The sequence below is a fragment of the Nonomuraea sp. NPDC049141 genome, from assembly GCF_040648415.1.
Taxonomy (GTDB): Bacteria; Actinomycetota; Actinomycetes; order Streptosporangiales; family Streptosporangiaceae; genus Nonomuraea.
Map to the genome: position 1 here is coordinate 916,293 of NZ_JBEZDR010000001.1, position 21,574 is coordinate 937,866.

Annotated in this window: 21 protein-coding genes; 3 read left to right on the top strand and 18 right to left on the bottom strand. The window is 70.7% G+C overall.

The features are described from left to right. Positions 1-109: 109 nt before the first annotated feature. From AB0B91_RS04220 to AB0B91_RS04230, 3 genes are all read right to left on the bottom strand, one after another. Positions 110-2,026: a Xaa-Pro dipeptidyl-peptidase gene (locus tag AB0B91_RS04220; RefSeq protein ID WP_358315234.1), complete on the bottom strand. Its 1,917-nt coding sequence runs from the start codon at positions 2,024-2,026 to the stop codon at positions 110-112. A gap of 149 nt (positions 2,027-2,175) precedes the next feature. Continuing rightward, on the bottom strand, positions 2,176-2,517 hold the full coding sequence (locus AB0B91_RS04225) for an alpha-ketoglutarate-dependent dioxygenase AlkB (protein WP_358315236.1): 342 nt from the start codon (positions 2,515-2,517) through the stop codon (positions 2,176-2,178). Continuing rightward, the gene (locus AB0B91_RS04230) at positions 2,510-3,031 is read right to left on the bottom strand and encodes a hypothetical protein (protein WP_358315239.1); all 522 of its coding nucleotides are present in this window, start codon (positions 3,029-3,031) and stop codon (positions 2,510-2,512) included. The genes AB0B91_RS04225 and AB0B91_RS04230 overlap by 8 nt, the downstream gene beginning before the upstream one ends. Positions 3,032-3,163: 132 nt before the next feature. Between AB0B91_RS04230 and AB0B91_RS04235 the strand changes: the two genes are divergently transcribed. Then, positions 3,164-3,823, top strand: coding sequence for a FadR/GntR family transcriptional regulator (locus tag AB0B91_RS04235; RefSeq protein ID WP_358315242.1), 660 nt, complete (start codon positions 3,164-3,166; stop codon positions 3,821-3,823). Positions 3,824-3,846: 23 nt separating this feature from the next. Here the strand turns inward: AB0B91_RS04235 and AB0B91_RS04240 are convergent, their stop codons facing one another. Genes AB0B91_RS04240 through AB0B91_RS04275 form a run of 8 tightly spaced genes read right to left on the bottom strand, consistent with a single transcriptional unit; the run spans position 3,847 to position 11,815 of the window. Continuing rightward, complete coding sequence (locus AB0B91_RS04240) at positions 3,847-5,184, bottom strand: NADH-quinone oxidoreductase subunit N (RefSeq protein ID WP_358315245.1); 1,338 nt, start codon at positions 5,182-5,184, stop codon at positions 3,847-3,849. Beyond that, the gene (locus AB0B91_RS04245; protein WP_358315248.1) at positions 5,181-6,629 is read right to left on the bottom strand and encodes an NADH-quinone oxidoreductase subunit M; all 1,449 of its coding nucleotides are present in this window, start codon (positions 6,627-6,629) and stop codon (positions 5,181-5,183) included. Before AB0B91_RS04245 ends, AB0B91_RS04240 begins: the two co-directional genes overlap by 4 nt. Then, complete coding sequence (locus AB0B91_RS04250; protein WP_358315251.1) at positions 6,626-8,473, bottom strand: proton-conducting transporter membrane subunit; 1,848 nt, start codon at positions 8,471-8,473, stop codon at positions 6,626-6,628. The genes AB0B91_RS04245 and AB0B91_RS04250 overlap by 4 nt, the downstream gene beginning before the upstream one ends. Then, a complete protein-coding gene (gene nuoK, locus AB0B91_RS04255; protein ID WP_358315254.1) occupies positions 8,470-8,775 on the bottom strand; it encodes an NADH-quinone oxidoreductase subunit NuoK in 306 nt (101 codons plus the stop codon). The genes AB0B91_RS04250 and nuoK overlap by 4 nt, the downstream gene beginning before the upstream one ends. Beyond that, a complete protein-coding gene (locus tag AB0B91_RS04260; RefSeq protein ID WP_358315257.1) occupies positions 8,772-9,269 on the bottom strand; it encodes an NADH-quinone oxidoreductase subunit J in 498 nt (165 codons plus the stop codon). Before AB0B91_RS04260 ends, nuoK begins: the two co-directional genes overlap by 4 nt. Then, complete coding sequence (locus AB0B91_RS04265) at positions 9,266-10,198, bottom strand: NADH-quinone oxidoreductase subunit H (protein WP_358315260.1); 933 nt, start codon at positions 10,196-10,198, stop codon at positions 9,266-9,268. The genes AB0B91_RS04260 and AB0B91_RS04265 overlap by 4 nt, the downstream gene beginning before the upstream one ends. Beyond that, positions 10,191-11,456 carry a hypothetical protein gene (locus AB0B91_RS04270; protein WP_358315263.1) on the bottom strand — a complete coding sequence of 422 codons (1,266 nt, stop codon included), beginning with the start codon at positions 11,454-11,456 and terminating at the stop codon, positions 10,191-10,193. Before AB0B91_RS04270 ends, AB0B91_RS04265 begins: the two co-directional genes overlap by 8 nt. Before the next feature lie 11 nt (positions 11,457-11,467). Next, positions 11,468-11,815 (bottom strand): NADH-quinone oxidoreductase subunit A, encoded by a 348-nt coding sequence (locus AB0B91_RS04275; RefSeq protein WP_358315266.1) that lies wholly within the window; start codon positions 11,813-11,815, stop codon positions 11,468-11,470. Between the two features lie 121 nt (positions 11,816-11,936). On the opposite strand from AB0B91_RS04275, the gene AB0B91_RS04280 reads away from it, so the two are divergent. After that, positions 11,937-12,179 carry a hypothetical protein gene (locus tag AB0B91_RS04280; protein WP_358315269.1) on the top strand — a complete coding sequence of 81 codons (243 nt, stop codon included), beginning with the start codon at positions 11,937-11,939 and terminating at the stop codon, positions 12,177-12,179. On the opposite strand, the gene AB0B91_RS04285 is transcribed toward AB0B91_RS04280, so the two are convergent. Both AB0B91_RS04285 and AB0B91_RS04290 read right to left on the bottom strand, forming a co-directional pair. Then, positions 12,176-12,814, bottom strand: a complete 639-nt coding sequence (locus AB0B91_RS04285; RefSeq protein WP_358315272.1) for a class I SAM-dependent methyltransferase — start codon at positions 12,812-12,814, stop codon at positions 12,176-12,178. The genes AB0B91_RS04280 and AB0B91_RS04285 overlap by 4 nt on opposite strands. 148 nt (positions 12,815-12,962) lie before the next feature. Beyond that, complete coding sequence (locus AB0B91_RS04290; RefSeq protein ID WP_358315275.1) at positions 12,963-13,538, bottom strand: nuclear transport factor 2 family protein; 576 nt, start codon at positions 13,536-13,538, stop codon at positions 12,963-12,965. Between the two features lie 192 nt (positions 13,539-13,730). Between AB0B91_RS04290 and AB0B91_RS04295 the strand changes: the two genes are divergently transcribed. Continuing rightward, positions 13,731-13,895 (top strand): hypothetical protein, encoded by a 165-nt coding sequence (locus tag AB0B91_RS04295; protein WP_358315278.1) that lies wholly within the window; start codon positions 13,731-13,733, stop codon positions 13,893-13,895. 66 nt (positions 13,896-13,961) lie between these two features. Here the strand turns inward: AB0B91_RS04295 and nirD are convergent, their stop codons facing one another. The 5 genes from nirD to AB0B91_RS04320 are packed head-to-tail and all read right to left on the bottom strand — an operon-like array spanning position 13,962 to position 21,444. Then, positions 13,962-14,285, bottom strand: a complete 324-nt coding sequence (gene nirD / locus AB0B91_RS04300; protein WP_358315281.1) for a nitrite reductase small subunit NirD — start codon at positions 14,283-14,285, stop codon at positions 13,962-13,964. Beyond that, positions 14,282-16,714 carry a nitrite reductase large subunit NirB gene (gene nirB / locus AB0B91_RS04305; RefSeq protein ID WP_358315284.1) on the bottom strand — a complete coding sequence of 811 codons (2,433 nt, stop codon included), beginning with the start codon at positions 16,712-16,714 and terminating at the stop codon, positions 14,282-14,284. Before nirB ends, nirD begins: the two co-directional genes overlap by 4 nt. Then, a complete protein-coding gene (locus AB0B91_RS04310; RefSeq protein ID WP_358315287.1) occupies positions 16,711-18,105 on the bottom strand; it encodes an FAD-dependent oxidoreductase in 1,395 nt (464 codons plus the stop codon). The genes nirB and AB0B91_RS04310 overlap by 4 nt, the downstream gene beginning before the upstream one ends. Continuing rightward, positions 18,102-20,123: a molybdopterin-dependent oxidoreductase gene (locus tag AB0B91_RS04315; RefSeq protein ID WP_358315290.1), complete on the bottom strand. Its 2,022-nt coding sequence runs from the start codon at positions 20,121-20,123 to the stop codon at positions 18,102-18,104. The genes AB0B91_RS04310 and AB0B91_RS04315 overlap by 4 nt, the downstream gene beginning before the upstream one ends. 10 nt (positions 20,124-20,133) lie before the next feature. Then, on the bottom strand, positions 20,134-21,444 hold the full coding sequence (locus tag AB0B91_RS04320; protein WP_358315293.1) for an MFS transporter: 1,311 nt from the start codon (positions 21,442-21,444) through the stop codon (positions 20,134-20,136). Positions 21,445-21,574: the final 130 nt, after the last annotated feature.

The following is a 21,574-nucleotide window of genomic DNA, read 5'->3' on the forward strand; positions in this document are numbered from 1 at the left end:
TAGTACAACCGGGCGTATCGCAAGGTATAGACGGTGTGCACCACCGCCCACGAGGTGATCACGCTGGCGACACCGAGCGCCGCGCCGGTCCGCCACCACCTGACTGCTGCTAGAAGAAAGTGTTCTCCGGCTCCGGCAGGTCGATCCGCGCCGGTCCGCGGAACTGGCCCGCGTCCTTCGGCACGTCCACCGTCGGCGCCCCCTGCGTGAACGGCACGATCACGCTGCTCCTGGCCAGGTCGAGCGTGACGTTCGCGCCCGTACCCGCCTCAGAGGTGTACGTCGTGTCGGTGCCCGCGACGATCAGGGCGATCCGGTGCCCCTTCCTGAAGGTGTAGTCGTGCGGCAGCGTCTGCCACTTGACCTTGCCCCATGTGCCGACCGGCAGGGGCGACGGAGTGCTCAGCGAGTCGCGGTTCCGCACGTCGATCCAGCCGCGGGCGACGATCTCGGCGGGCCGCGTCACCGTGTTCGTGGTCACCTTGCGGTAGCAGGCGTCGTCGGCGGCGGTGCTGTCGCCGTGGCAGTCCTCCTCGGTGAGCGTGGTGATGCCCTGGCCGCGCCGCCAGTCGACGCGGGTGGCGTCGCCGAAGTCGACGAGCAGGGCGGTCAGATTGGCGTCCGGTTTGTCGAGCTTGACCCGCAGGTCGGCCGTGGGCGTACCGGACAGGCGCAGGTCGAGTGGGAGCGCGCCGCTGGTGAACGCCACCCGGCCCGGCTTGGCCGTACCGACGTCGGCGATCATCTCCTCCTCCTCGAGCGCCACGTCGGTGAAGGAGGAGCTGGCATCGCGCCTGGCCTGGACGAGGCCGAGCGAGCCGTCGGCGGCCGGCCGCAGCGCGACGTTCGCCGACAGCGGTGCCGGCCAGTCGCGCTGGGTGATCCACTGCGTCGGGCCGGTCTGCACGTCGGCGCGCGGGGCGTTCATGACCTCGTTGCGTACGCCCTGCAACCAGTGGTCGAACCAGCCGTGCAGCGTGTCCACCCACACGTCCCTGCGGCCCTCGAAGTCGAACGGGTCCACGTGCTGGTACTGGCCCACCCAGATCTTGCGCGGTACGTTCCGCTTGGCCAGGGCCTGCCACCAGGTGGAGAAGTTGTCCGGCTTGACGTTCAGGTCGTTGGCGGTGTGCACCACGAAGACGCTCGCCCTGACCTTGGAGACGTCGCCGAGCAGGCCGTTGATGTAGTCGCGCTCGGCCCAGAACGCGTTGTAGTCGCCCGTGTCGTCGCCGTCCTCGGCGTCCAGGCGATCCCGTACGGCCTGACACTTGGGCTCGGGGTCGGTGTCGACGTAGTTGGCCAGCCAGGAGGCGTAGTCGTAGTTGTAGACCACGCCGTTCGAGCGCTGGTACTTGTACCAGGAGCTGATCGCCGAGATCGGCACGATCGTCTCAAGTCCGCGCACGCCGGTGGCGGCCACGGCGTTGGCCAGCGTGCCGTCATAGGACTTGCCGATCATCCCGGCCTTACCGGTGGTCCAGTCGGCCACGGCCTGGGTGCCGTCCGCGCGGTAGGCCTTGGCCCGGCCGTTCAGCCAGTCCACGACGGCCTTGCCGCCCAGGACGTCCGCCTTGCCGCCGATGTCGGGGCAGCCGTCGGACCTGGTGGTGCCGAGCATGTCGACGTTCAGGACGGCGTAGCCGCGTGGCACGAAGTAGTTGTCATAGAAGAGCGGAAATTTCGTGACATTCCCGGCGGCGTCGTAGACCTTCCGCTCGGCCTCGTTGCCGCGTCCAGAATTGTCGTAGTACGGGCTCTCGTCGATGATCACCGGCACCTTGAGCCGCGGACCGGACTCCTTGGGCCTGATGATGTCGACGCGTACCCGGTCCAACCGGCCGTCGGAGTCGCTGTCGACGCTCGACTCGACGTACACGTATTCGCGGACGGCGTCCGCGTAGGAGAAGACCGGCTGCGTGCGGCCGTTCTCAACGGTGATCCTGGGGCCGGCGGCCGCTTGCGCGGGACTCGCGATCGCCATGGTGAGGGCGACGGCGACGAGGGCCGGGCGTAATTGTGGCACGCGTGTCCTCCGAGACGGGTGGGCGCCAAGTAACCGCAATCTCTCACCCGGCAGGGGGCCTGACAAGATCCGGTGCGTTGACGTACAGGGGCGTGTTGGACAGATATAGCCGCATCTGACGCCCGGCTCTACGGCCTCGTCCGCGAGCGCTACCCGCCGATGATCGTACGGAAGGTCACCGACACTCGCCGCCCCCGTAGGACCCGGCCCGCCGCACCCGGGTCGCTCTTACGGGCGGCGATGCCGTGCCGCCACGCATATCTGGCGGGTCCGGTCATGACGCACAAGCTGCCTGGAGCGAGCCGCACCGGCGACCGCTGTCCCGCCTCGGGGTGAGTGAAATCCATGTCGCAGCCAGAGCCCAGGGATATCGCCGCGACAACCGGGCCGAAACAGGGCACGCAGTCGATATGTGGGCTGATGCCCTGCCCCGGCTGATACTCGTTGATGATCGCCTGATCCGGTTCCCGGTCCATGATCCCTTCACGCACCAGGCGCATGGAATCGCCCCCGCAGGTCAGCAGGCTGACAGCCATCTGACGAAGACGGCCCTGGACGGGATGCCGCTGGGCACCACCGCGACGTGGTCCCACTCGTACACGTTGCTCGGCCCCTCGTCGCCCTCGGCGGGCACCATCTGGGGCGAGTCCAGAACGCTCTCGCCGTGCTGCCCACGCTGGCCACCACGCGCTGCTGGGCGTCCATGAAGACGAGCTTGCTGTGCCAGACGTCGGCGTGCTTGGTGAAGTCGGTGTCGCTCACCGCGTGCACGTGTACGCGAGTAGTGCCACTTTCGATGAAGACGTAGCTGGGGAACTCCAGATGGCAGTCCCCGACCTTCCACGGGCTGCCGAACGCCCCTCGGGCGAAGAGCGAGCTCGACGTGAGTGAGAGCAGCCTGGAGTCGGTGGCGGCGTCAGCGGAGGCCGGGCTCTGGATGCCGAGCGTGGCGATGAGCGAGACGATCGCGGCGACGGCGCAGGCTCCCCGTCTGAAGATGCGCATGGATCCTCCTGAGAGATGGGTTTGCCCTTTAGGCGTTCCACGCCGTTCCCGCGTGCTCCGGGGGTGAGCCGCCGGCCGCCGCTTGCGATACGGTGCCGTACTAAGTAATCACTGAGAATCGGCGATCGGCTCATGCGAAACGTGGCGCGGACCTCCCTTGTGGATGCCGCGATCGAGGAGCTCCGCAAGGAGATCACCAGCGGCGCCTGGCCGGTGGGGACGAAGATCCCGTCTGAGCTGCGGCTCGCGGAGAGCCTCGGCATGAGCCGGCTCTCGGTCCGTGAGGCCGTACGCGTGCTGGCCCACTCCGGACTGCTGACCACCCGCCAGGGTGACGGTACGTACGTCACGGCGGTCGACGAGTCGCAGGTCGCGCTGGGCAGGCGGATCGCCAAGGCGGCCGCGATGGACATCATCGACGTACGGCGCGGGCTCGATCTGGTGGCCGCGCGGCTGGCCGCCGGGAAGCGGACCGAAGAGGACCTCACCGGCATGCGCGAGGCGCTGGTACGCCGGGACGCGGCCGGGCGGGCGGGGGACGTGGACGCGTTCGCCGACGCGGATGTCGATTTCCACCTCCTGGTGGCCGACGCGGCGCACAACCCGCTGCTCAGCGACCTCTACCGGAGCATGAGCGACGCGCTGCGCGACAGCGTCCGCCACATGGAACAGGCGGCGCTGGTGCTCGACGGCTCGCACGAGGAGCTGTTGCAGGCGATCGAGGACCGCGATCCCGGCGCCGCCGTGGCGATCTCCGTCGCCATCCTCGACCAGCAGGAACGCGACCTCTGACCAGCCGGGCAACGCCCGATCGGCTACCGCGACGGCAGCACCAGCAGGACGATCCCGCCCGCCACCCCGAACACCACGGACGCCACGGCGATGACCGGTGCGAGCCACCCCCGAGCCGACCCCCCAACACCCTCCCTGGCGAAGACCGGCCGGATCCATCGCAGGTAGTAGAAGACGCTGGCCACCGTGTTCACCGCCACCACCACGGCCAGCCAGGCATAACCGCCGTCCCAGGCCGCCGCGAAGACGAGCAGCTTCCCCACGAACACCCCCGTCGGCGGCGTGCCGATCAACCCCAGCAGGCACACCACCAGCGCGAACGCCGCCCACGGCGACCTCCTGGCCAGCCCCGCGTAGTCCCCGAGCCGGTCGGAGCCCAAGGACACGACCACGGCGAACGCGCCCAGGTTCGTGATCGCGTACGCGGCCACGTAGTACAGCAACGCCGGCGAGGCGAGGCCGGTACGGCCCGCCATGGCGACCGGCACCAGCAGGTAGCCGGCCTGGCTGATCGTGGAGTAGGCGAGCAGGCGGCGCACGTTGTCCTGGTGGAAGGCGGCCAGGTTGCCCAGCGTCATCGTGGCCACGGCGAGCACCGCGATCAGCGCGGGCTCGTCGAACACCTCGCCGGCCAGCCGGAACAGCGCCACCAGCGCGCCGATCTTCGGCACCGTGGTGACGAACGCGGCCACCGGCCGGGAGGCGCCCTCGGTGACGTCGGGCACCCAGAAGTGCGCGGGCACGCCCCCTGCCTTGAACAGCAGCCCGGCCAGCAGCAGGATCACGCCCACGACCGGCGCGTCCAGGCCGGGGTAGGCCGTCGCGCCCGCCATGCCGTACACGAGGGTGACGCCCGCCAGCATGAGCACGCCGAGGAACGCGCCCATCAGGTAGTACTTCAGCGCGGCCTCGGTGCCGGGCGCGTCCTTGCCGAAGCCCGCCAGGGCGTACGCGGGGATGCTGGCGAGCAGGTACGCGGCGACGAGCACGAGCAGGTCGTCGGCGCCCGCCATGAGGACGGTGCCGAGCGCGGCCAGCAGGAGCAGCGTGTAGACCTCGGTCTCGCGGGGGTGTCCACGGGCCCAGCGGGTGGTCATGATGATCACGAGCAGGGTGGCGAGCGCGACCGTGGCCCGGGTGACGTTCGTGAGGGGGTCCACGGCGTAAGCGGCGAACGCCATCTTGTCCGGATTTTTCATGACAACGGCGGTGGCGACCATCGCGCCGGCCAGAGCCAGGCCGCAGATCCAGGCGGCGATCCGCTGCCGGGGCCTGGGCAGGAAGAGGCCGGTCAGCAGGCCCGCCACGGCGCCCAGCAGGATCAGCAGCTCGGGGAGCAGGTCGAGCGGGTTCTCGGTCATCGGCTGACCAGGTTCACGAGGGCGGCGGCGGCGGGTTCGATCAGGTCGAGGAGCCAGCGGGGGGCGATGCCGATGATCAGCGAGAGGATCAGCAGCGGGGCGATGGCGGCCAGTTCGCGGGGGCGTACGTCGGTGACCCGCGAGGTGAGCTCGCCGGGGCGGCCCAGGAAGGCGCGCTGCAGGACACGCAGGAACAGCGCGGCCGTGATGAGGATGCCCACGATGCCCAGCGCACCGGAGATCACCGCACCTGCACCGATAACGCCAGTGAAGATCTGAAATTCCGCGACAAATCCGGAAAGGCCGGGGATGCCGAGCGAGCCGAACGCGGCCATCGCCATCAGCCCGGTCAGCACCGGCGGCATACCGCCATATTTGCTGATCTCGTAGCTCTGGGCCCGGTCCCACAGAATGCCGGTGATCAGGAACAGCGCCCCGGTGAGCAGGCCGTGACTGACCATCTGGGTGACCGCGCCGCTGACCGCCAGCTCCCTGGCCTGCGTCGGAGCGCTCAGCCCGGCCGCGCCCAATGCCAGGACGATGTAGCCCATGTGGTTGACGGAGGTGTACGCGATCAGCCGCTTCAGGTTCTCCTGGGCCAGGGCGACCAGCGCGCCGTACAGAACTCCGGCCACGCCGATCACGATGATCACCCAGGCGTACTCGCGCCACGCCTGCGGCAGCATCGGCATCGCGATGCGGGCGAAGCCGTACGTGCCCATCTTGAGCAGCACCCCGGCGAGGATGGCCGAGCCGGCGGCGGGCGCGTCGGTGTGGGCGGGCGGCAGCCAGGTGTGCACGGGGACGGTCGGCGTCTTGATCGCCAGCCCCACGCCGATCGCGAGCAGGACCAGGGGCACGGCTTTGGCGGGGTTCGTGGTGAGGTCGACCAGGTCGAAGGTGTGCGGCTCGGCGCCGAGGTACAGGCCGATGAAGCCGAGGAGCAGGGCCAGGGACCCGAGGAAGGTGTACAGGAAGAACTTCAGCGCCGAGCGGGCCCTGTCGCCGTGCCCCCAGCCGACGATCACGAAGTACATGCCGACGATCGACAGGTCGAAAAAGACGAAGAACAGCAGCAGGTCGAGCGCCGCGAACAGGCCGATGGAGACCGTCTGCAGGAACAGGAACAACGCCGCGTACGCCCGGCCGGCCTCCCCCAGCGAGTAAACGGCGCAGACCAGGAACAGCAGCGCGGTCATCGCGATCAGCGGCAGCGACAGCCCGTCGACGCCGACGTGATAACCCGCGCCCACGGACGGCATCCAGCGCAGCCTGGTCTCGTAGCCGATGCCGCCCTGGTAGCCCGTCCACATGGCGATCACCAGGGCCAGGTCCAGCGAGCAGACGCCGACCCACACCCATCCGGCGGCCTTCCCGCGTGGGATCACCGCCAGCAGCGCCGCCGCCACCAGGGGAAGGAAGATCACGATATCGAGCACGCTCACCTCGCCAGCGCGAACACGACGGCCAGCACGATCAGGGCGACGGCGGCCTGGGCGAAATACGTGTGCACCTGGCCGGTCTGCGGACGCCGGGCCAGCGTGCCGAGCCGTCCGGCCGCGCCGGCCACCGCCCGTACAAAGCCCTCGATTCCCGACTCGAACGGCCTGCGCGCCAGGCGCGCGGCGGCCATCCCCAGCCGGGGTACGGCGTTGACGGCGCCGTCGACGACCCGATGGTCGAACCACGCGGCCCCGCCGGCCAGTGCCGTCAACGGCCGCCACACCAGGACGACGGCGGCCTTCTCCAACCACAGCCAGCCGGCGAGCAACCCCCGCATGCCCGGCACCGCGACCGCCGGACGTGCGGCCGCGCCCGGCACAGTGTCCGGTCGGTTCCGTGTCGCGAAGGCGACGGCGAGCACCACGGCCGCCGCCAGCGTCCCCGAGAGGGCCAGCTCGCCGACGGCCAGGTGCCGTCCGGCGCCCACCAGGACGGGCAGCCCCAGCACGACCGCGCCCAGCGCGAGCACCGGCAGCGGCAGCCGTTCCAGCACCCCAACCCGCCGGGTGCCCGGCTGTTCGGTGTCGTCACGGGTACCCGCGTCGACGGGCCGCCAGACGGCCACCAGCGCCTTGGCGGCGTAGGCGGCACCCAGCAGCGCACCCGCGAACGCCACCCCGTACAGCACCGGCTCACGCACCGCCCCGAGCACCGCGTCCTTGGTCAGCCACAACGACAGCGGCGGCACCCCGGCCAGAGCCAGCGCCCCGATCCCGAACGTGACGCCGACCAGCGGATACCGCCGCGCGGCCCCGTGCAGCCCGGTCAGGTCCTTGGTGCCGAGCGCCGCCAGCCACGCCCCGGCCCCGAGGAACAGCAGGCTCTTGACCGCCGCGTGCGCCACCAGCTGCGCCGCACCGCCCGGCACCTCCCCCACGCCCGCGCCCAGCACCATGAACCCGATCTGGGCGCAGGTGGAGGCGGCGAGCAGTTGCTTGAGGTCCCGCTGCGCGACGGCGACGGCCCCGAGCAGCAGCGCGGTCGCCGCCCCTGCCCATGCCACCACCGCCGCCGCCCACCCGGTCGCGGCCAGCAGCGGCTGGGCACGCAGCAGCAGGTACGCCCCCGCGGCCACCATCGTCGCCGAGTGCAGCAGCGCGGACACCGGACTGGGCCCGGCCATCGCCCGCGACAGCCAGAACGAGAACGGCACCTGAGCCGACTTGCCCAGCGCCGCCAGCACGATCCCGGCCGCGATCAGATCCCGCCACGGGGCCGGATCACCGGACAGTACGGCCAGCTCGAACGCCCCGTCCCCGTTGCCGGTGGCGGCCAGCGCGCCCGCGAAGGCGGCGCTGGCGGCGAAGTACAGGCCGAGGTCGCCGGCCCGGGTGGTGACGAACGCGATCGTCGCCGAGCGCACCCGCTCGGGGTCGTGCCACCAGTAGCCGATGAGCGCGTACGACATCGCGCCCATGACCTCCCACCCTATGAGCAGCAGCACCAGGTCGGTGGCCGTCACGGTCAGCAGCATGGCGCCGACGAAGATCAGCATGAGCCCGAAGAACCGCGCCTCGCGCAGCTCACCGGCGGCGAAGACCAGGACGGCCAGCGCCACCCCCGCCACGGTCACGACCATCGCCGCCGACAGCCCGTCCACGGCCAGCCCGGACTCGAAGAACAGCCGCGCGCCGACCCGTGGCCGCGCCACCGCCGCGTAACCGGCCAGCCCCAGGGTGGCGACGGCCGTGGCGAGGGCCACCGGCCTGGCGGCCCGCCGTACCAGGAGGAGGGCGGCACCCATGGCGAGGGGGAGGGCGGGCAGCAGCCAGAGGAGGGCGTTCATTCCTTGAGGTCTCCGGCGTCGTCCGTCGTGTCCACATCGCGCGCCCGGAATATCGCGGTCACCACGGCGAACCCCATCGCCATCTCCAGCGCCATCACGGTCACGGCGACGAGCACCAGCACCTGTCCGTCGGCGTTCTGGGGGGCGACGTAGTACCAGAAGGCGCCGCCGGCCACGATCAGGCCGTTGATCATGAGTTCGAGGCCCATCATGAGCATGACGATCGACTGCTGGGACAGCGCGCCGTACAGGCCCACCGCGAAGAGCGCGGCGGCGAGCAGCAGGAAGGCCTGGAGAGTCATCGGTCGTAGCGCCCCTTGTGCGTGGCGAGCACCACGGTGGAGATCATCGTGGCCAGGATCGCCACGCCGATGACCATCATCACGAGCATCTTCGGCCCCATGATCGACAGGCCGAGCGCGTGGGTGGGGTCGCCGCCCGGACGTCCCTTCGCGGCCGGCCAGGGGGTGAGCAGCGCCCCCGCCGCCAGCAGGACGAACGCGGCCCCGGCGATGATCGCGGCGGCCCGGTTGTTGTGCACCATCTTCATCGGCATCAGCCCCGCAGGGTTCATCATGTACATGATCATGAAGATCGCCATGATCATCATCTCCATGACCATCATCAGCACGATCAGCACGCCGAGGTAGCGCAGGTCGATCAGCAGGAACGTACCGCCGACGGCCAGCAGCGACGCGAGCAGCGCGAACGTCGCCCGCGCCATCGAGTCCACCACGAACACCATGACCCCGGCCACCACCGCCACCACGGCGAGAACCCAGAAGGCGACGCTCATGGCAGCACCACTATCCCGACCACCAGCAACTGCGCCAGCATGAGCGGGATCAGCACCATCCAGGAGAAGTCCATGAACCGATCCATCCGTACGGCCGGCAGCCGATGCTTGGCCACGACCAGCAGGACCAGCACCGCGACGGTCTTGACCAGCGTCCACGCCCACGCCGGCAGCAGCGGCCCCGCGCCACCCCCGAGGAACAGGGGCACGGCCGCGGCGGCGGCCACCACGAGCACCCCGTACCGTCCGGCCAGGAACAGCAGCCGATCGGCACCGGACAACTCGGCGGGCACTCCCCCGGCGAGGTCCCGGCCGAGCGGCTGCCCCATCGGCCCCCAGAACGCCATGGCCAGCGCCGAGACCAGGTAGACGAGGAAGGCGACGGGCATCCAGACGGCGTACCAGAGGCCGTGCTGCGCCTGGACGATGCCGGTCATCCGCAGCGACCCCGCGCCCAGGGCGACGGTGATCAGGGCGAACATGTGCGGCAGCTCGTACGCCAGCCCTTGGGCGACGTAGCGGTAGCCGCCGATCAGCGGATAGACGGAGTTGGCGCCCCAGCCGATCAGCCAGAGGGCCGGCCAGACGCACACTTCCATGGCGTTGAACCACACGACCCCGACGTCCAGGTCCGCCACCGGCGCCCCGCCGAGGGGCAGCACGGCGGCGGCCAGAACGGGGGCCAGGAGCAGCGTCAGAAGGCCGATGCGGGTGAGCAGGACGTCGGGCAACAGCGTCAGGCGCCGCTGCTGCACCAGCAACCGGGCCACCTCCCGCAACGGCCCGCCCTGCTGCGGCGGCGGCCCCGGGCGCCTTGCCGGATGCCGCGACCGCGGGGGTGAGCCCAGGCGGGCGTCGAGTGCCGCAGCGCCCCATACGAGTGCCGCCAGCGCGACGGCCAGCCCGAGGACCGCACCGGGCTCAGCCATGGAACGCCTCCTGGGGGAGCTGGTCGAGGTCGGGGTCGAGACCGGCCACGATCAGGCGGGCGGCGGCCAGCTCGGCTCCGTCCAGCAACCGGGGAAGCACGTCCAACGCCGCCGCCGACCGCCGCTCTCCCACGGGGCCCCTGGGTCCGTCGTCCCCTACGAGCGGTGTCGTGTCGTCCAGCGCGTCGATGGCGGCCGCGGTGCTGTCCAGCCACCAGCGCAGCCGACTCAGTACGTCCGTCTCCGACAAGGCGAGGGCTCCCGCGTCGGGTCCCGCGCGAGGTCGTACAGCGGCTCCCGCGTCGGACTCCACGCCAGGTCGCACAGCGGCTCCCGCGTCGGACTCCACGCCAGGTCGCACGCCGAGGCCCACGCCGCGGAGCATCCAGGCGAGGATCCTCGACCGCCGTACCCGCCGCGCGAACCGGGCGTGATCACGGCTCAGGCCAGCTCGGGAGTCCCCCGCCAACGTACGGTCCCGCAGCCATCTGGCCCGCAGAGCCGCCGAAGGCCACCCGGCAACGGCCAGCAGCCGCCCAAGGCTGTCGAGGTGCGACGCGGCCCTACGCCGCTCCGCCTCCCCCCGCGTCACCACCCGCCCCTCCGACGCGGCCACCCAGGGCTCATCCCAGAAGCTCACCCCACCCCCGACGCCGCCAACCACACGCACGGTCGCCTGCTGGATCACGTCACCCTGGAGCACCGTCTCCACGACCAGCCCACTGGGCCAGTCCACGAGCACCGGTCCCAGCGGGACGTGCAGCCGGTCGAGCTTGAGCCCGTCCCGATCCGGCCCCCGCTCGGCCATGGCCACCCCACCGGGACTCCCCATGTGATGCTCATGCCCACCGCCCCCCATGCCCCCATGCATCCCACCGTGATCCATCCCACCGTGGTCACTACGGTCCATCGGCTCCTGCGGCCAGGACTGCGACTCTCGTTCGGCCGCGTCGCGACGCTGACCGGGCTCATCCCCCAGCGCCACCACCGCACCGTCCAACGCCCCCGCGACCACGTCAGGCGTGGCGTCCGACGGCAGCTCCACGAACGCCCGAGGACTCGCGACACCACCCCAAACGACCGTAATCGCCGCCGCCAACTCCTCCCCCGGCACGCCGCACACCACCACCAGGCTCGCCTCCCCCGGCGACAGGGCGACGGCCCACCCCCGGCGCGCCACCTCCGCTTCCACCAGCAGCCGCGTACGCGTCCCGTACACCCCGGCGACGACCAGCGGCCGCACGGACGCCCGCCGCATCAGCCACCCGCTCAAACCCACCGGAACGCCCCCTCCCGCCACGCGTAGACGACCCCGACCATCAGCAACCCGAGGAACGCGAACATCTCCACCAGCGCCACACCGCCCACCTCGGCCACCACCAGCGCCCACGGGTACATGAAGATCATCTCCATGTCGAAGGCGAGGAAGACGAGCGTCACGGCGTACCAGCGAACGTGAAACCGGGCCAGCGCGTGCTCCCGCGGCAGCCCACCCGACAGATACGGCCCCACCCGCGACGTCCCCCGAGGCGCGACGACCAGCGAAACGGCGTAGACCCCGGCCACACCCACGACGACAAGGGCCACCAGACCGAGCACTGCCAAGAACGCCTGCATCGATCACACCCCAGCCGTCTGCCAAGCGCGGTAGTGAGCAATCTCCACCGTATAGATGCACAGCATCCCCACTGACGACACACAATGGGAGACAAGGCGAGGAGCGAGGAGGCTGTTCGCCGTGTCCGCCGTGGGACGTGACCACCTGGCCGCGATGCTGGATGTCCTGGTCTTCGAGAACGTCCTGCTCGTCTGGCGGCGAGCGCCTTTCGGCCGGTACGAGATCGTCTCGCGCGACGGCGAGGAGACCACGCTCACCCTCGGACAGACCGAGATGTGGGCGCATGGCGCGTTCGCCGTCTATCTGGCACTCGTCGACCAGGGCCGCATCACACCACGCCTGCCGGGCGGCAAGCGCCCCTAAGGTCTGCGGGCGAGCCCCAGGATGTGAGCCATGGCCGGCGACTTCGGCGTCGCCTTATGGACGAACCGGTCGATGTCCTCGATCACGAACCCCGCGTCCCGGATCGCCGCCGCGGTGTCCCGGTTGGGGCGGCAGTCTCCGGCCATCAGCCGCCACAGCGGGGTGATGAGATCCTGCAGCACGCCCCGGACCGGGTTCGCCGAGCGTACGTGCTCGAAGAAGCGCAGCTCACCGCCCGGCTTGAGCACCCTGCGTACCTCCGCCAGCACCGCGGCCTGGTCGGGGACGGAGCACAGCACCAGCGACACCACGGCCGCGTCGAACGACCCGGCGTCGTACGGCAACGCGCCGGCATGCCCCCGGACCATCGTCACGGGCACCGGAGCCGGAGCCGCGGCCCGCTCGCCCAGCGCGCGCAGGTGGTCCTCGGGCTCGACGGCGACGACCTCGCGCACCTGCGGGGGATAGTGCGGGAAGTTCATCCCGTTGCCGGCGCCCACCTCCACCACCCGGCCGCTCAACCCGGACAGCAACCGCCGCCGCAGCCCGGCCATGCCGTTCCGCTCGGCCTCGGCGCTGAGCCGCTCGTACATACGGGCGAAGCGTCGATGCTGGAACTCCGAAAGGTCCTGCATGCCCCCACGCTAAATCGCACACCGTCCCACCGCGCGCCCACGGCCCCGCACGCCTGGGGGCGCCGCCGATGTGATCGGTGGCGCCCCCAGACGTGCTTGAGACTGGAGACCGGCCGCTGAGAGGCAAGCAGGCATGTCACCGGCCCGCTCAGGTCGGCTCGTTGTCCATGAAGAGGTCGATCTTCCACTCACCGTCGGCCTTCTTGAGAAGGAAGAACTCGCGGTAGGTCTCGTCACCCTCCTTGCTGGTGGTGCGGACGAAGGCCGCCTCGTTCCCGAAGGTCCGCGTCTCGTCGAAGGTGTGTGTGCGTTCGGCCTTCGCCTTGAACTCGTCCTCGAACAGTTTGCGCAGCGCCTCGGTGCCGTCCGCGGTCGGCTTGCCCGCTATGGCGGCCATGCCGTCGGAGGCGAACGCGTCGGCGGCCTTGTCCGCGTCACCGGCCTTGGCCGCGTCGAAGTACGCCTGTACGGCCGCGCGCGGCGAGGTCATCTCGGGGCCCGAGGGTTCCGGGCTCATGGTGCCCGACTCGGACGGCATCGGGCTCGTGGTGCCCGTCTCCGACTCGGCCGGTGTCGGGCCTGATTCCGAGGGCATGGGCGGAACCGGGCTCGCCACCGCGCCCATCAGTCGCATATTGCTACCGCCCGCGGCACAGCCCGTGACGAGCATCGCCGGGACGACTGCCGCCAGCAGGAGTGCTCTGGCCTGGGATTTTGTGCTCATAGCGGGCTAATTCCCCCCAACACCCGCCCCGAATGCACCATTTATCCACTTCGGACAACCCTTTTACCACCCCCCGCCACAGCCACGGGGATTGCTCACAGTAACCTTCACAGGAGTTGGTGAGACCGTTCAGAGGTTGGATCGTTGCCGGGCCGCGACCAACCCGCCGCCGTGTCCGATAGCGTCGAACGAGTGCCGCACCTGGAGACGAGCCTGAGCACCGAACCCGAGCCTTTGCCGCAACGCGACGATGCGGAGCGCTGCGACAGCATCGACTCCGAACGGCGCTGTGTCCTGCCGGTGGGACATCAGACCGCGCATGTATACCCACCGGCGGAGATGATGCTCGAGCACTGAAGCCAGAAGAGGCGACCCGGTCGCGCTCGATGAGCGTGACCGGCCCGCCTCCTCAAACCAGAGCTGTCAGACGCCCACCTGCACCAGCCCACCGTCCACCCGGATCGGATACACCGGTACGGAGAACCCGGGCTCGTCCAAGCACTCCCCGCTCACCAGCGAGAACACCTGCTTGTGCAGGGGTGACGCCACAGTGGGCTCCCCCTGCCGGGTGCCGACGATCCCCCGCGACAACACCTGCACCCCGCTGAACGGGTCCAGATTGCCGATCGCGTGCACCGTACCGTCGAACGTACGGAAGACGGCCACCTGCCGTCCGTCCACCAGAGCGCACACCCCGCGCTCCGGCAGCAACGCCTGATACCCGCAGACGGGAATCCAGCTACTCATCGGGCCAACACCTCCACCGGCTTGATCTGGTCGCGTTCGGTCTCGAAGACGATCGACGGGTCGGGAACCCCCGGCGCGTTGACGAAGCTGACGAACCGGCCGAGCTTCTCCGGATCGTCGATGGTCGTCTGCCATTCGTCCACGTACGTGGAGACGTGGTGCTCCATCTGGGCATCCAGCTCGGCGCAGATCCCCAGGGAGTCGTCGATGATCACCTGCCGCAGGTAGTCGAGCCCGCCGTCGAGCGACTCCAGCCAGGCGGCGGTGCGTTGCAGCCGATCGGCGGTGCGGATGTAGAACATGACGAACCGGTCGATCGTCCTGATCAGTTCCTCGGTGCTCAGATCGGCCGCCAGGAGGTCGGCGTGGCGCGGCTTGAACCCGCCGTTGCCGCCGACGTACAGGTTCCAGCCCTGCTCGGTGGCGATGACCCCGAAGTCCTTCGACCTGGCCTCCGCGCACTCGCGGGCACAGCCGGACACGGCCGACTTGAGCTTGTGCGGCGCGCGCAGGCCGCGGTAGCGCAGCTCCAGGTCGATGGCCAGGCCGACGGAGTCCTGGACGCCGTAGCGGCACCAGGCCGATCCCACGCACGACTTCACCGTCCGCAGCGCCTTGCCGTAGGCGTGCCCGGACTCGAACCCGGCGTCGACGAGCCGCCGCCAGATCTGCGGCAGTTGCTCGACGCGGGCGCCGAACAGGTCGATCCGCTGCCCTCCGGTGATCTTGGTGTAGAGGCCGAAGTCGCGGGCCACCTCACCGATCACGATGAGCTTGTCCGGCGTGATCTCGCCGCCGGGGATGCGCGGGACGACCGAGTAGGTGCCGTTCTTCTGGATGTTGGCGAGGAAGGCGTCGTTGGTGTCCTGCAGGGCCGCCCGCTCGCCGTCGAGGACGTGCCCGTTGTGCAGCGAGGCGAGGATCGAGGCCACGGCCGGCTTGCAGATGTCGCAGCCCCGGCCCTGCCCGTGCGCGGAGATCAGGTCCGAGAACGTGGTGATGCCGCGCACCCTGACGATGTCGTACAGCTCGGCCCTGGAGTAGGTGAAGTGCTCGCACAGCGCCTTGCTCACCTCGACCCCGGACTTCTCCAGGAGCTGCTTGAGCATCGGTACGCAGCTTCCGCAGGTGGTGCCCGCCCGCGTGCACCCCTTGATCCCGGGAACGTCGGTGAGCGACTTGTCGGCGATGGCGGTGCGGACCGTCCCCGCGCTGACGTTGTTGCACGAGCACACCTGCGCGTCGTCGGGCAGGTCCAGCTCGGCTCCCGACCCGGTGAACAGCAGGTCGGACGGCGCCGCCGGCAGCGGCTTGCCGACGAAGGGACGCAGCGCGGAGTACGGCGAGGCGTCGCCGACGCAGATGCCGCCGAGCAGCGTCTTGGCGTCGTCGCTGATGAACAGCTTTTTGTAGACGCCGCCCACCGGGTCCATGTAGGTGACGTCGAGCGCCCCGTCCATCGCGCCGAACTGCGCCACCTCGACGCCGAGCAGCTTCAGCTTGGTCGACAGGTCGGCCCCGTCGAAGGTGGCGGCCCCGCCCAGGATGCGGTCCGCGGCCACCTCCGCCATCGTGAAGCACGGCCCGACCAGCCCGTACACCATGCCGCCCGCCAGCGCGCACTCGCCGATCGCGTAGATCGCCGGGTCGGACGTACGCATCCCGGCGTCCACCGTGATGCCGCCCCGCTCGCCCACGTCCAGCCCGCTGGTCCGGGCGAGCTCGTCGCGCGGCCTGATCCCGGCGGAGAAGACGACGATCTGGGCGTCGAGCAGGGTGCCGTCGGGCTTGCGCAGCCCGGTGACGCCGCGCTCACCCGCGACGATCTCCTTCACGCCCGCGCCCGCGTGCACGCTGAGCCCGAGCGCCTCGATGTGGCCCTTGAGCACCGAGCCGCCGCCCTCGTCGACCTGGCGGGGCATCAGCCAGGGGCTCATCTCCACGATGTGCGTCTTGAGCCCCAGCCCGCGCAGCGCGTCGGCGGCCTCCAGGCCGAGCAGCCCGCCGCCGACCACCACGCCCTCGGTCGCGTCCTTGGCGGCCATCCTGATCGCGTCGAGGTCGTCGATGGTCCGGTAGACGTAGGCGTGCTCCGCGCCCGGCACCGGCGGCACGAACGGCGCCGACCCGGTCGCCAGCACGAGCACGTCGTACGGCTCGGCCGACCCGTCGGCCAGCGTGACCGTGCGGGCCTCGCGGTCGATCCCGGTGACGCGCCCGCCGAGCCTGGTCACCGTGCCCGGCGGCACCGGGTAGGTGAGGTCCTCGACGCTGATCCCCGACAGGTAGGAGGTCAGCGCGACCCGGTCGTAGGCGGGGCGGGGCTCCTCGCCTATCACCGTGACCCGGCCGTCGAAGCCCCGCTCGTGCAGCGTTTCGACGAGCCGATGGGCGGTGGGTCCGTAACCGACGACGACGATCCTGTTCATGCCGAGATCCCTTCCTGCTCACACAGCCAGCCGACGATGCCTTCCACGGCATCCCGGCAGGTCCCGCACCCGGTCGTGGCCCTGGTCGCGGACGCCACCGCGGCCACGTCCCGCGCGCCGGCCTCCCAGCACGCCCTGATCTGGCCCTTGGTCACGTTGTTGCACTGGCACACCTTCGCCGCGTCGGGCATGAGCACCGGGCTGTCGGCCACGGTGACCGTCGCCAGCCCGGGGAACAGCAGCCCGGCGCGGTCGCCCGGCAGCGGCCCACCGCGGTCGAAGAGCTGGGTGAGCGTGCCGACGGCGTCGGTGTCGCCCAGCAGGATCGCGCCGACCAACCGGCCGTCGCGGATGACGAGCTTGCGGTAGGTGCCGCGAGCTCGGTGGCTGAAGCGCACCACCTCGGCGTGTTCCTCGGTGAGCTGGGTCTCGCCCATCGCGGCCAGCTCGACGCTCCTGGCCTTGAGCCTGGTCACCAGCCGCGAACCCCGGTAGAGCGCCTTGCCGCCGGTGATGACCTCGGCGGCGACGGCCGCCTGCTCCCAGGCGGGGGCGACCAGGCCGTAGACGGTGCCGTCGTGCTCGGCGCACTCACCGATGGCGAACACCGCGGGGTCCTCGGTACGCATCTCGTCGTCCACGACGATGCCCCGCCGTACGGACAGGCCCGAATCCTTGGCCAGCCCGGTCACCGGACGCACGCCGCACGCCAGCACGACGAGGTCGCCCTCGACCACCTCGCCGTCGGCCAGCCGGACGCCCTCTTCCAGGATCGCCTCGGCCGACACGCCGGTGCGGATGTCCACGCCGAGCCCGGTGAGCGTCTCGCCGAGCACCAGCCCGGCCTCGGCGTCGAGCTGCCGTTCCATCAGATGGTCGGCCAGGTGCAGCAGCGTCACGGGCAGGCCGCGCCCGGCCAGCCCGCGCGCGGCCTCGATGCCGAGCAGGCCGCCGCCGACCACCACCGCCCTGTCCGCGCGCTCCGCCGCCTCCAGGATGCGGTGGCAGTCGTCGAGCGTGCGGAACGGGATCGCCAGCTCGGCCCCCGGCACCGGCGGGACGACCGCCTGGCTGCCGGTGGCCAGGACCAGCATGTCGTACGGCGTGCTCCGGCCGTCGGCGGTGATCACCGTCTGGGCGCTCCGGTCGATGCGCACCACCTCGCTGCCGAAGACGGCCTCGACGTCGTGGGTGGCGTACCAGCTCGGGTCGAGCAGCCGTACCTGGTCGGGACCCGAGCTTCCGGCCAGGACGTTCGACAGCAGCACCCGGTTGTAGGGCTGCCAGGTCTCGGCGCCGAACACGGTGACCGACAGGTGCGGGTCACGCGCCCGCACCTCGCCGACCAGCCGCGACCCGGCCATCCCGTTCCCTACTACGACGAGCCTCATGCGATCTTCTCCACCCTGACGGCGCAGACCTTGAACTCCGGCATCCGCGATGTCGGATCGAGTGCGGGGTTGGTCAGACGGTTGGCGCCCTCCCAGTGGAACGGCATGAAGACGGTGTCGCGCCGGATCGATTCGCTGATCCGGGCGAGCCCCGTGCTCTCACCTCGCCGGCTGAGCACGCGCACGACGTCTCCGGCGGTGATGGCCAGCTGCTCGGCGAGATCGGGGTGGAGCTCGACGAACGGCTCCGGCGCGGCCTTGGACAGGGCGGCGATCCTGCGGGTCTGCGCGCCGCTCTGGTACTGGGCCAGCACGCGGCCCGTGGTCAGGTAGACGGGGTAGTCGTCGTCGGGCTCCTCGGCCGCGGGCCGGTGCTCGACGGGCACGAACCTGGCCCGGCCGTCCGGGGTGGCGAAGGAGTCGAGGAACGGGCGCGGGCGGCCTGGGTCCTCCGGCGACGGGCAGGGCCAGAACACGCCGGTCTCCTCGGTGATCCGTTCGTAGCTGATGCCCGCGTAGTCGGCCGCGCCGCCCGCGCTGGCCCGGCCCAGCTCGTCGAACACCTCCCGCGGCTCGGCGGAGAACCGGTGGCCGAGCCGTCCGGCCAGCTCCCGGATGACCTCCAGGTCGCTCCTGACCCCCTCGGGAGCGGGTACGGCCTGGCGGCGCAGGAGCACCCGGCCTTCGAGGTTCGTCATGGTGCCGGTCTCCTCGGCCCACTGCGTCACGGGGAACACCACGTCGGCCCGCGCGGCCGTCTCCGACAGCACGATGTCGGAGACCACCAGCAGGTCGAGCGCGTCGAGCCGCTCGGTCACGTGCGCGGAGCGCGGCGCGGACACCACGGGGTTGGAACCGAAGACCAGCAGGGCGCGCGCCCCCTGGGGCGTCCCGAGCGTGTCGAGCAGCTCGTAGGCCGAGCGTCCCGGGCCGGGCAGCTCGTCGGGCCGGACGCCCCAGACCGCGGCGACGTGCTCGCGGGCGGCCGGGTCGTCGATCTTGCGGTAGCCGGGCAGCTGGTCGGCCTTCTGGCCGTGCTCCCTGCCGCCCTGGCCGTTGCCCTGCCCGGTCAGGCAGCCGTACCCGGAACCGGGCCGGCCGGGCAACCCCAGCGCCAGGGCCAGGTTGATGAACGCGGTGACGGTGTCGGTGCCCTTGGCGTGCTGTTCGGCGCCCCGCCCGGTGAGCACGGCGGCCCGCCCGGCCGCGGCGAGCGCCCGTACGGCCTCACGCATCCTGGCGACCGGCACACCGGTGATGCGCTCGACCCGCTCGGGCCACCATGAGGCCAGCGAGGTGCGGACCTGCTCGAAGCCCGACGTCCTGGCGGCGACGTAGTCCTCGTCGACCAGCCCTTCGGCGATGACCAGGTGCAGCATCCCCAGGGCGAGCGCCAGATCGGTGCCCGGCGTGGGCTGCAGGTGCAGCCAGGCCAGCTTGGCCGTCGCGGTGCGGCGGGGGTCGATGACGATGAGCCGCGGCCCGGTCAGGTGCCGGACGAAGGGCGGCATGGTCTCGGCGACGTTCCCGCCGGCCAGCAGGACGACGTCGGTCTCGGCCAGGTCGGTGATCGGGAACGGCAGACCGCGGTCCATCCCGAACGCCCTGAGCGAGGCGGCCGCGGCCGACGACATGCAGAAGCGGCCGTTGTAGTCGATCTGGCTGGTGCCGAGCGCCACCCTGGCGAACTTGCCGAGCTGGTAGGCCTTCTCGTTGGTCAGCCCGCCGCCGCCGAACACGGCCACGGCGTCGGGGCCGTGCGCGGCGCGGATGGCGACCAGCCGGTCGGCCACGTAGTCGAGAGCGGTCTCCCAGGCCACGGGCCGGCCGTGGAGCAGCGGCGTGGTCAGCCGTTCGCCGTTGGTCAGCAGGTCGGCCGCCGTCCAGCCCTTCTGGCACAGGGCGCCGCCGGAGTTCGCCGGGACGTCGGTGCGCGGCGCGATCGTGATCTCGGATCCCCGGGCGGTGATCGTCATGCCGCACTGGAGAGCGCAGTACGGGCAGTGGGTCGCGGTCACCACGGGATCCTCAGACACGGGCGTCGGCCAGGCTGCCCACGAGCGAGACGCCGACCTTGCGCGTGTAGCACCACCAGGTCAGCGTGAAGCAGGCCACGTAGAAGGCGCCGAACCCGACGAACGCGGTGGCCGGGCTACCTGTCTGGGCGAACGACATGCCGAACGCCCGGTTGATGAAGAAGCCGCCGAGCGCCCCGACCGCGGAGATGATCCCGATGGCCGCGGACGCCTGCCGCTTGCCGTACATCAGGGCCTCCTCGCCGGCGCCGCGCTCGGCCACGGCCTTGGCCTGGAAGATCGCCGGGATCATCCGGTAGGTGGAGCCGTTGCCGATGCCCGCCGTGATGAAGAGCACCTGAAAGGACAGGAAGAACAGCCAGAAGTTGCCCGAGGTGCTGGCCAGCCAGATCAGGACCACTCCGACGCCCATGCCGGCGAAGTTCCACAGGGTCACCGGCGCCCCGCCCTTCTTGTCGGCGAGCCAGCCGCCGACCGGCCTGATCAGCGAGCCGAGCAGCGGGCCGACGAACGCCACCGCCGCCCACGGCGAGCCGGGGAACAGGCTCTTGGCCAGTAGCGGGAAGGCCGTCGAGTAGCCGATGAACGAGCCGAACGTGCCGATGTACAGGAACGACATGATCCACGTCTGCGCCCGCCCGGCCACCGCCAGCTGCTCGCGCGGCTTGGCCTTGGCCACCGCCAGGTTGTCCATGAAGAACCAGGCGCAGACGGCGGCCACGACGACCAGCGGCACCCAGAACCAGCCCGCGGCGGCCAGCCCGAACCCGCCGATCACCAGCGGCATGACCAGCTGCACGGAGCTGACCCCGATGTTGCCGCCGGCCGCGTTCAGCCCGAGCGCCACCCCCTGCCGCGAGCGCGGGTAGAAGTAGGTGATGTTCGCCATGCTGGAGGCGAAGTTGCCGCCGCCGACCCCGGCCAGCGCCGCGATCACCAGGAACATCCAGTACGGGGTGCCCGGGTCGCTGACCGCCAGCCCGAGCAGCACCGTGGGGATGACCAGCAGCAACGCGCTGACCGTGGTGAACGTGGCGCCACCGAACCTGGCCGGCCCGAACGTGTAGGGGACGCGCAACACGGAGCCGACGAGGTTGGGCAGTGCCACGAGCCAGAAGAGCTGGTCGGTGGAGAAGTCGTAGGCGCCCATCTTGGCGGCCACGATGCTCAGCAGCGTCCACACCGTGAACCCGAGGTGCTCGGCCAGGATCGAGAAGACGAGATTGCGCCGGGCGATCCGCTTGCCGGAGCCCTCCCAGAAGGTCTTGTCGTCGGGGTGCCAATCGGCTATCCAGCGCGCCATCGTTCCTCCTACATTCGGTGGCGAGGACTCGAATGTAGGAAGCGCGCGTTACGCACTTTGACGATCCGTGGCTGTGCGTTCGTTACGTGTAACTCACTGGCGTAACGAGCAATCAATATGTGTCACGGTG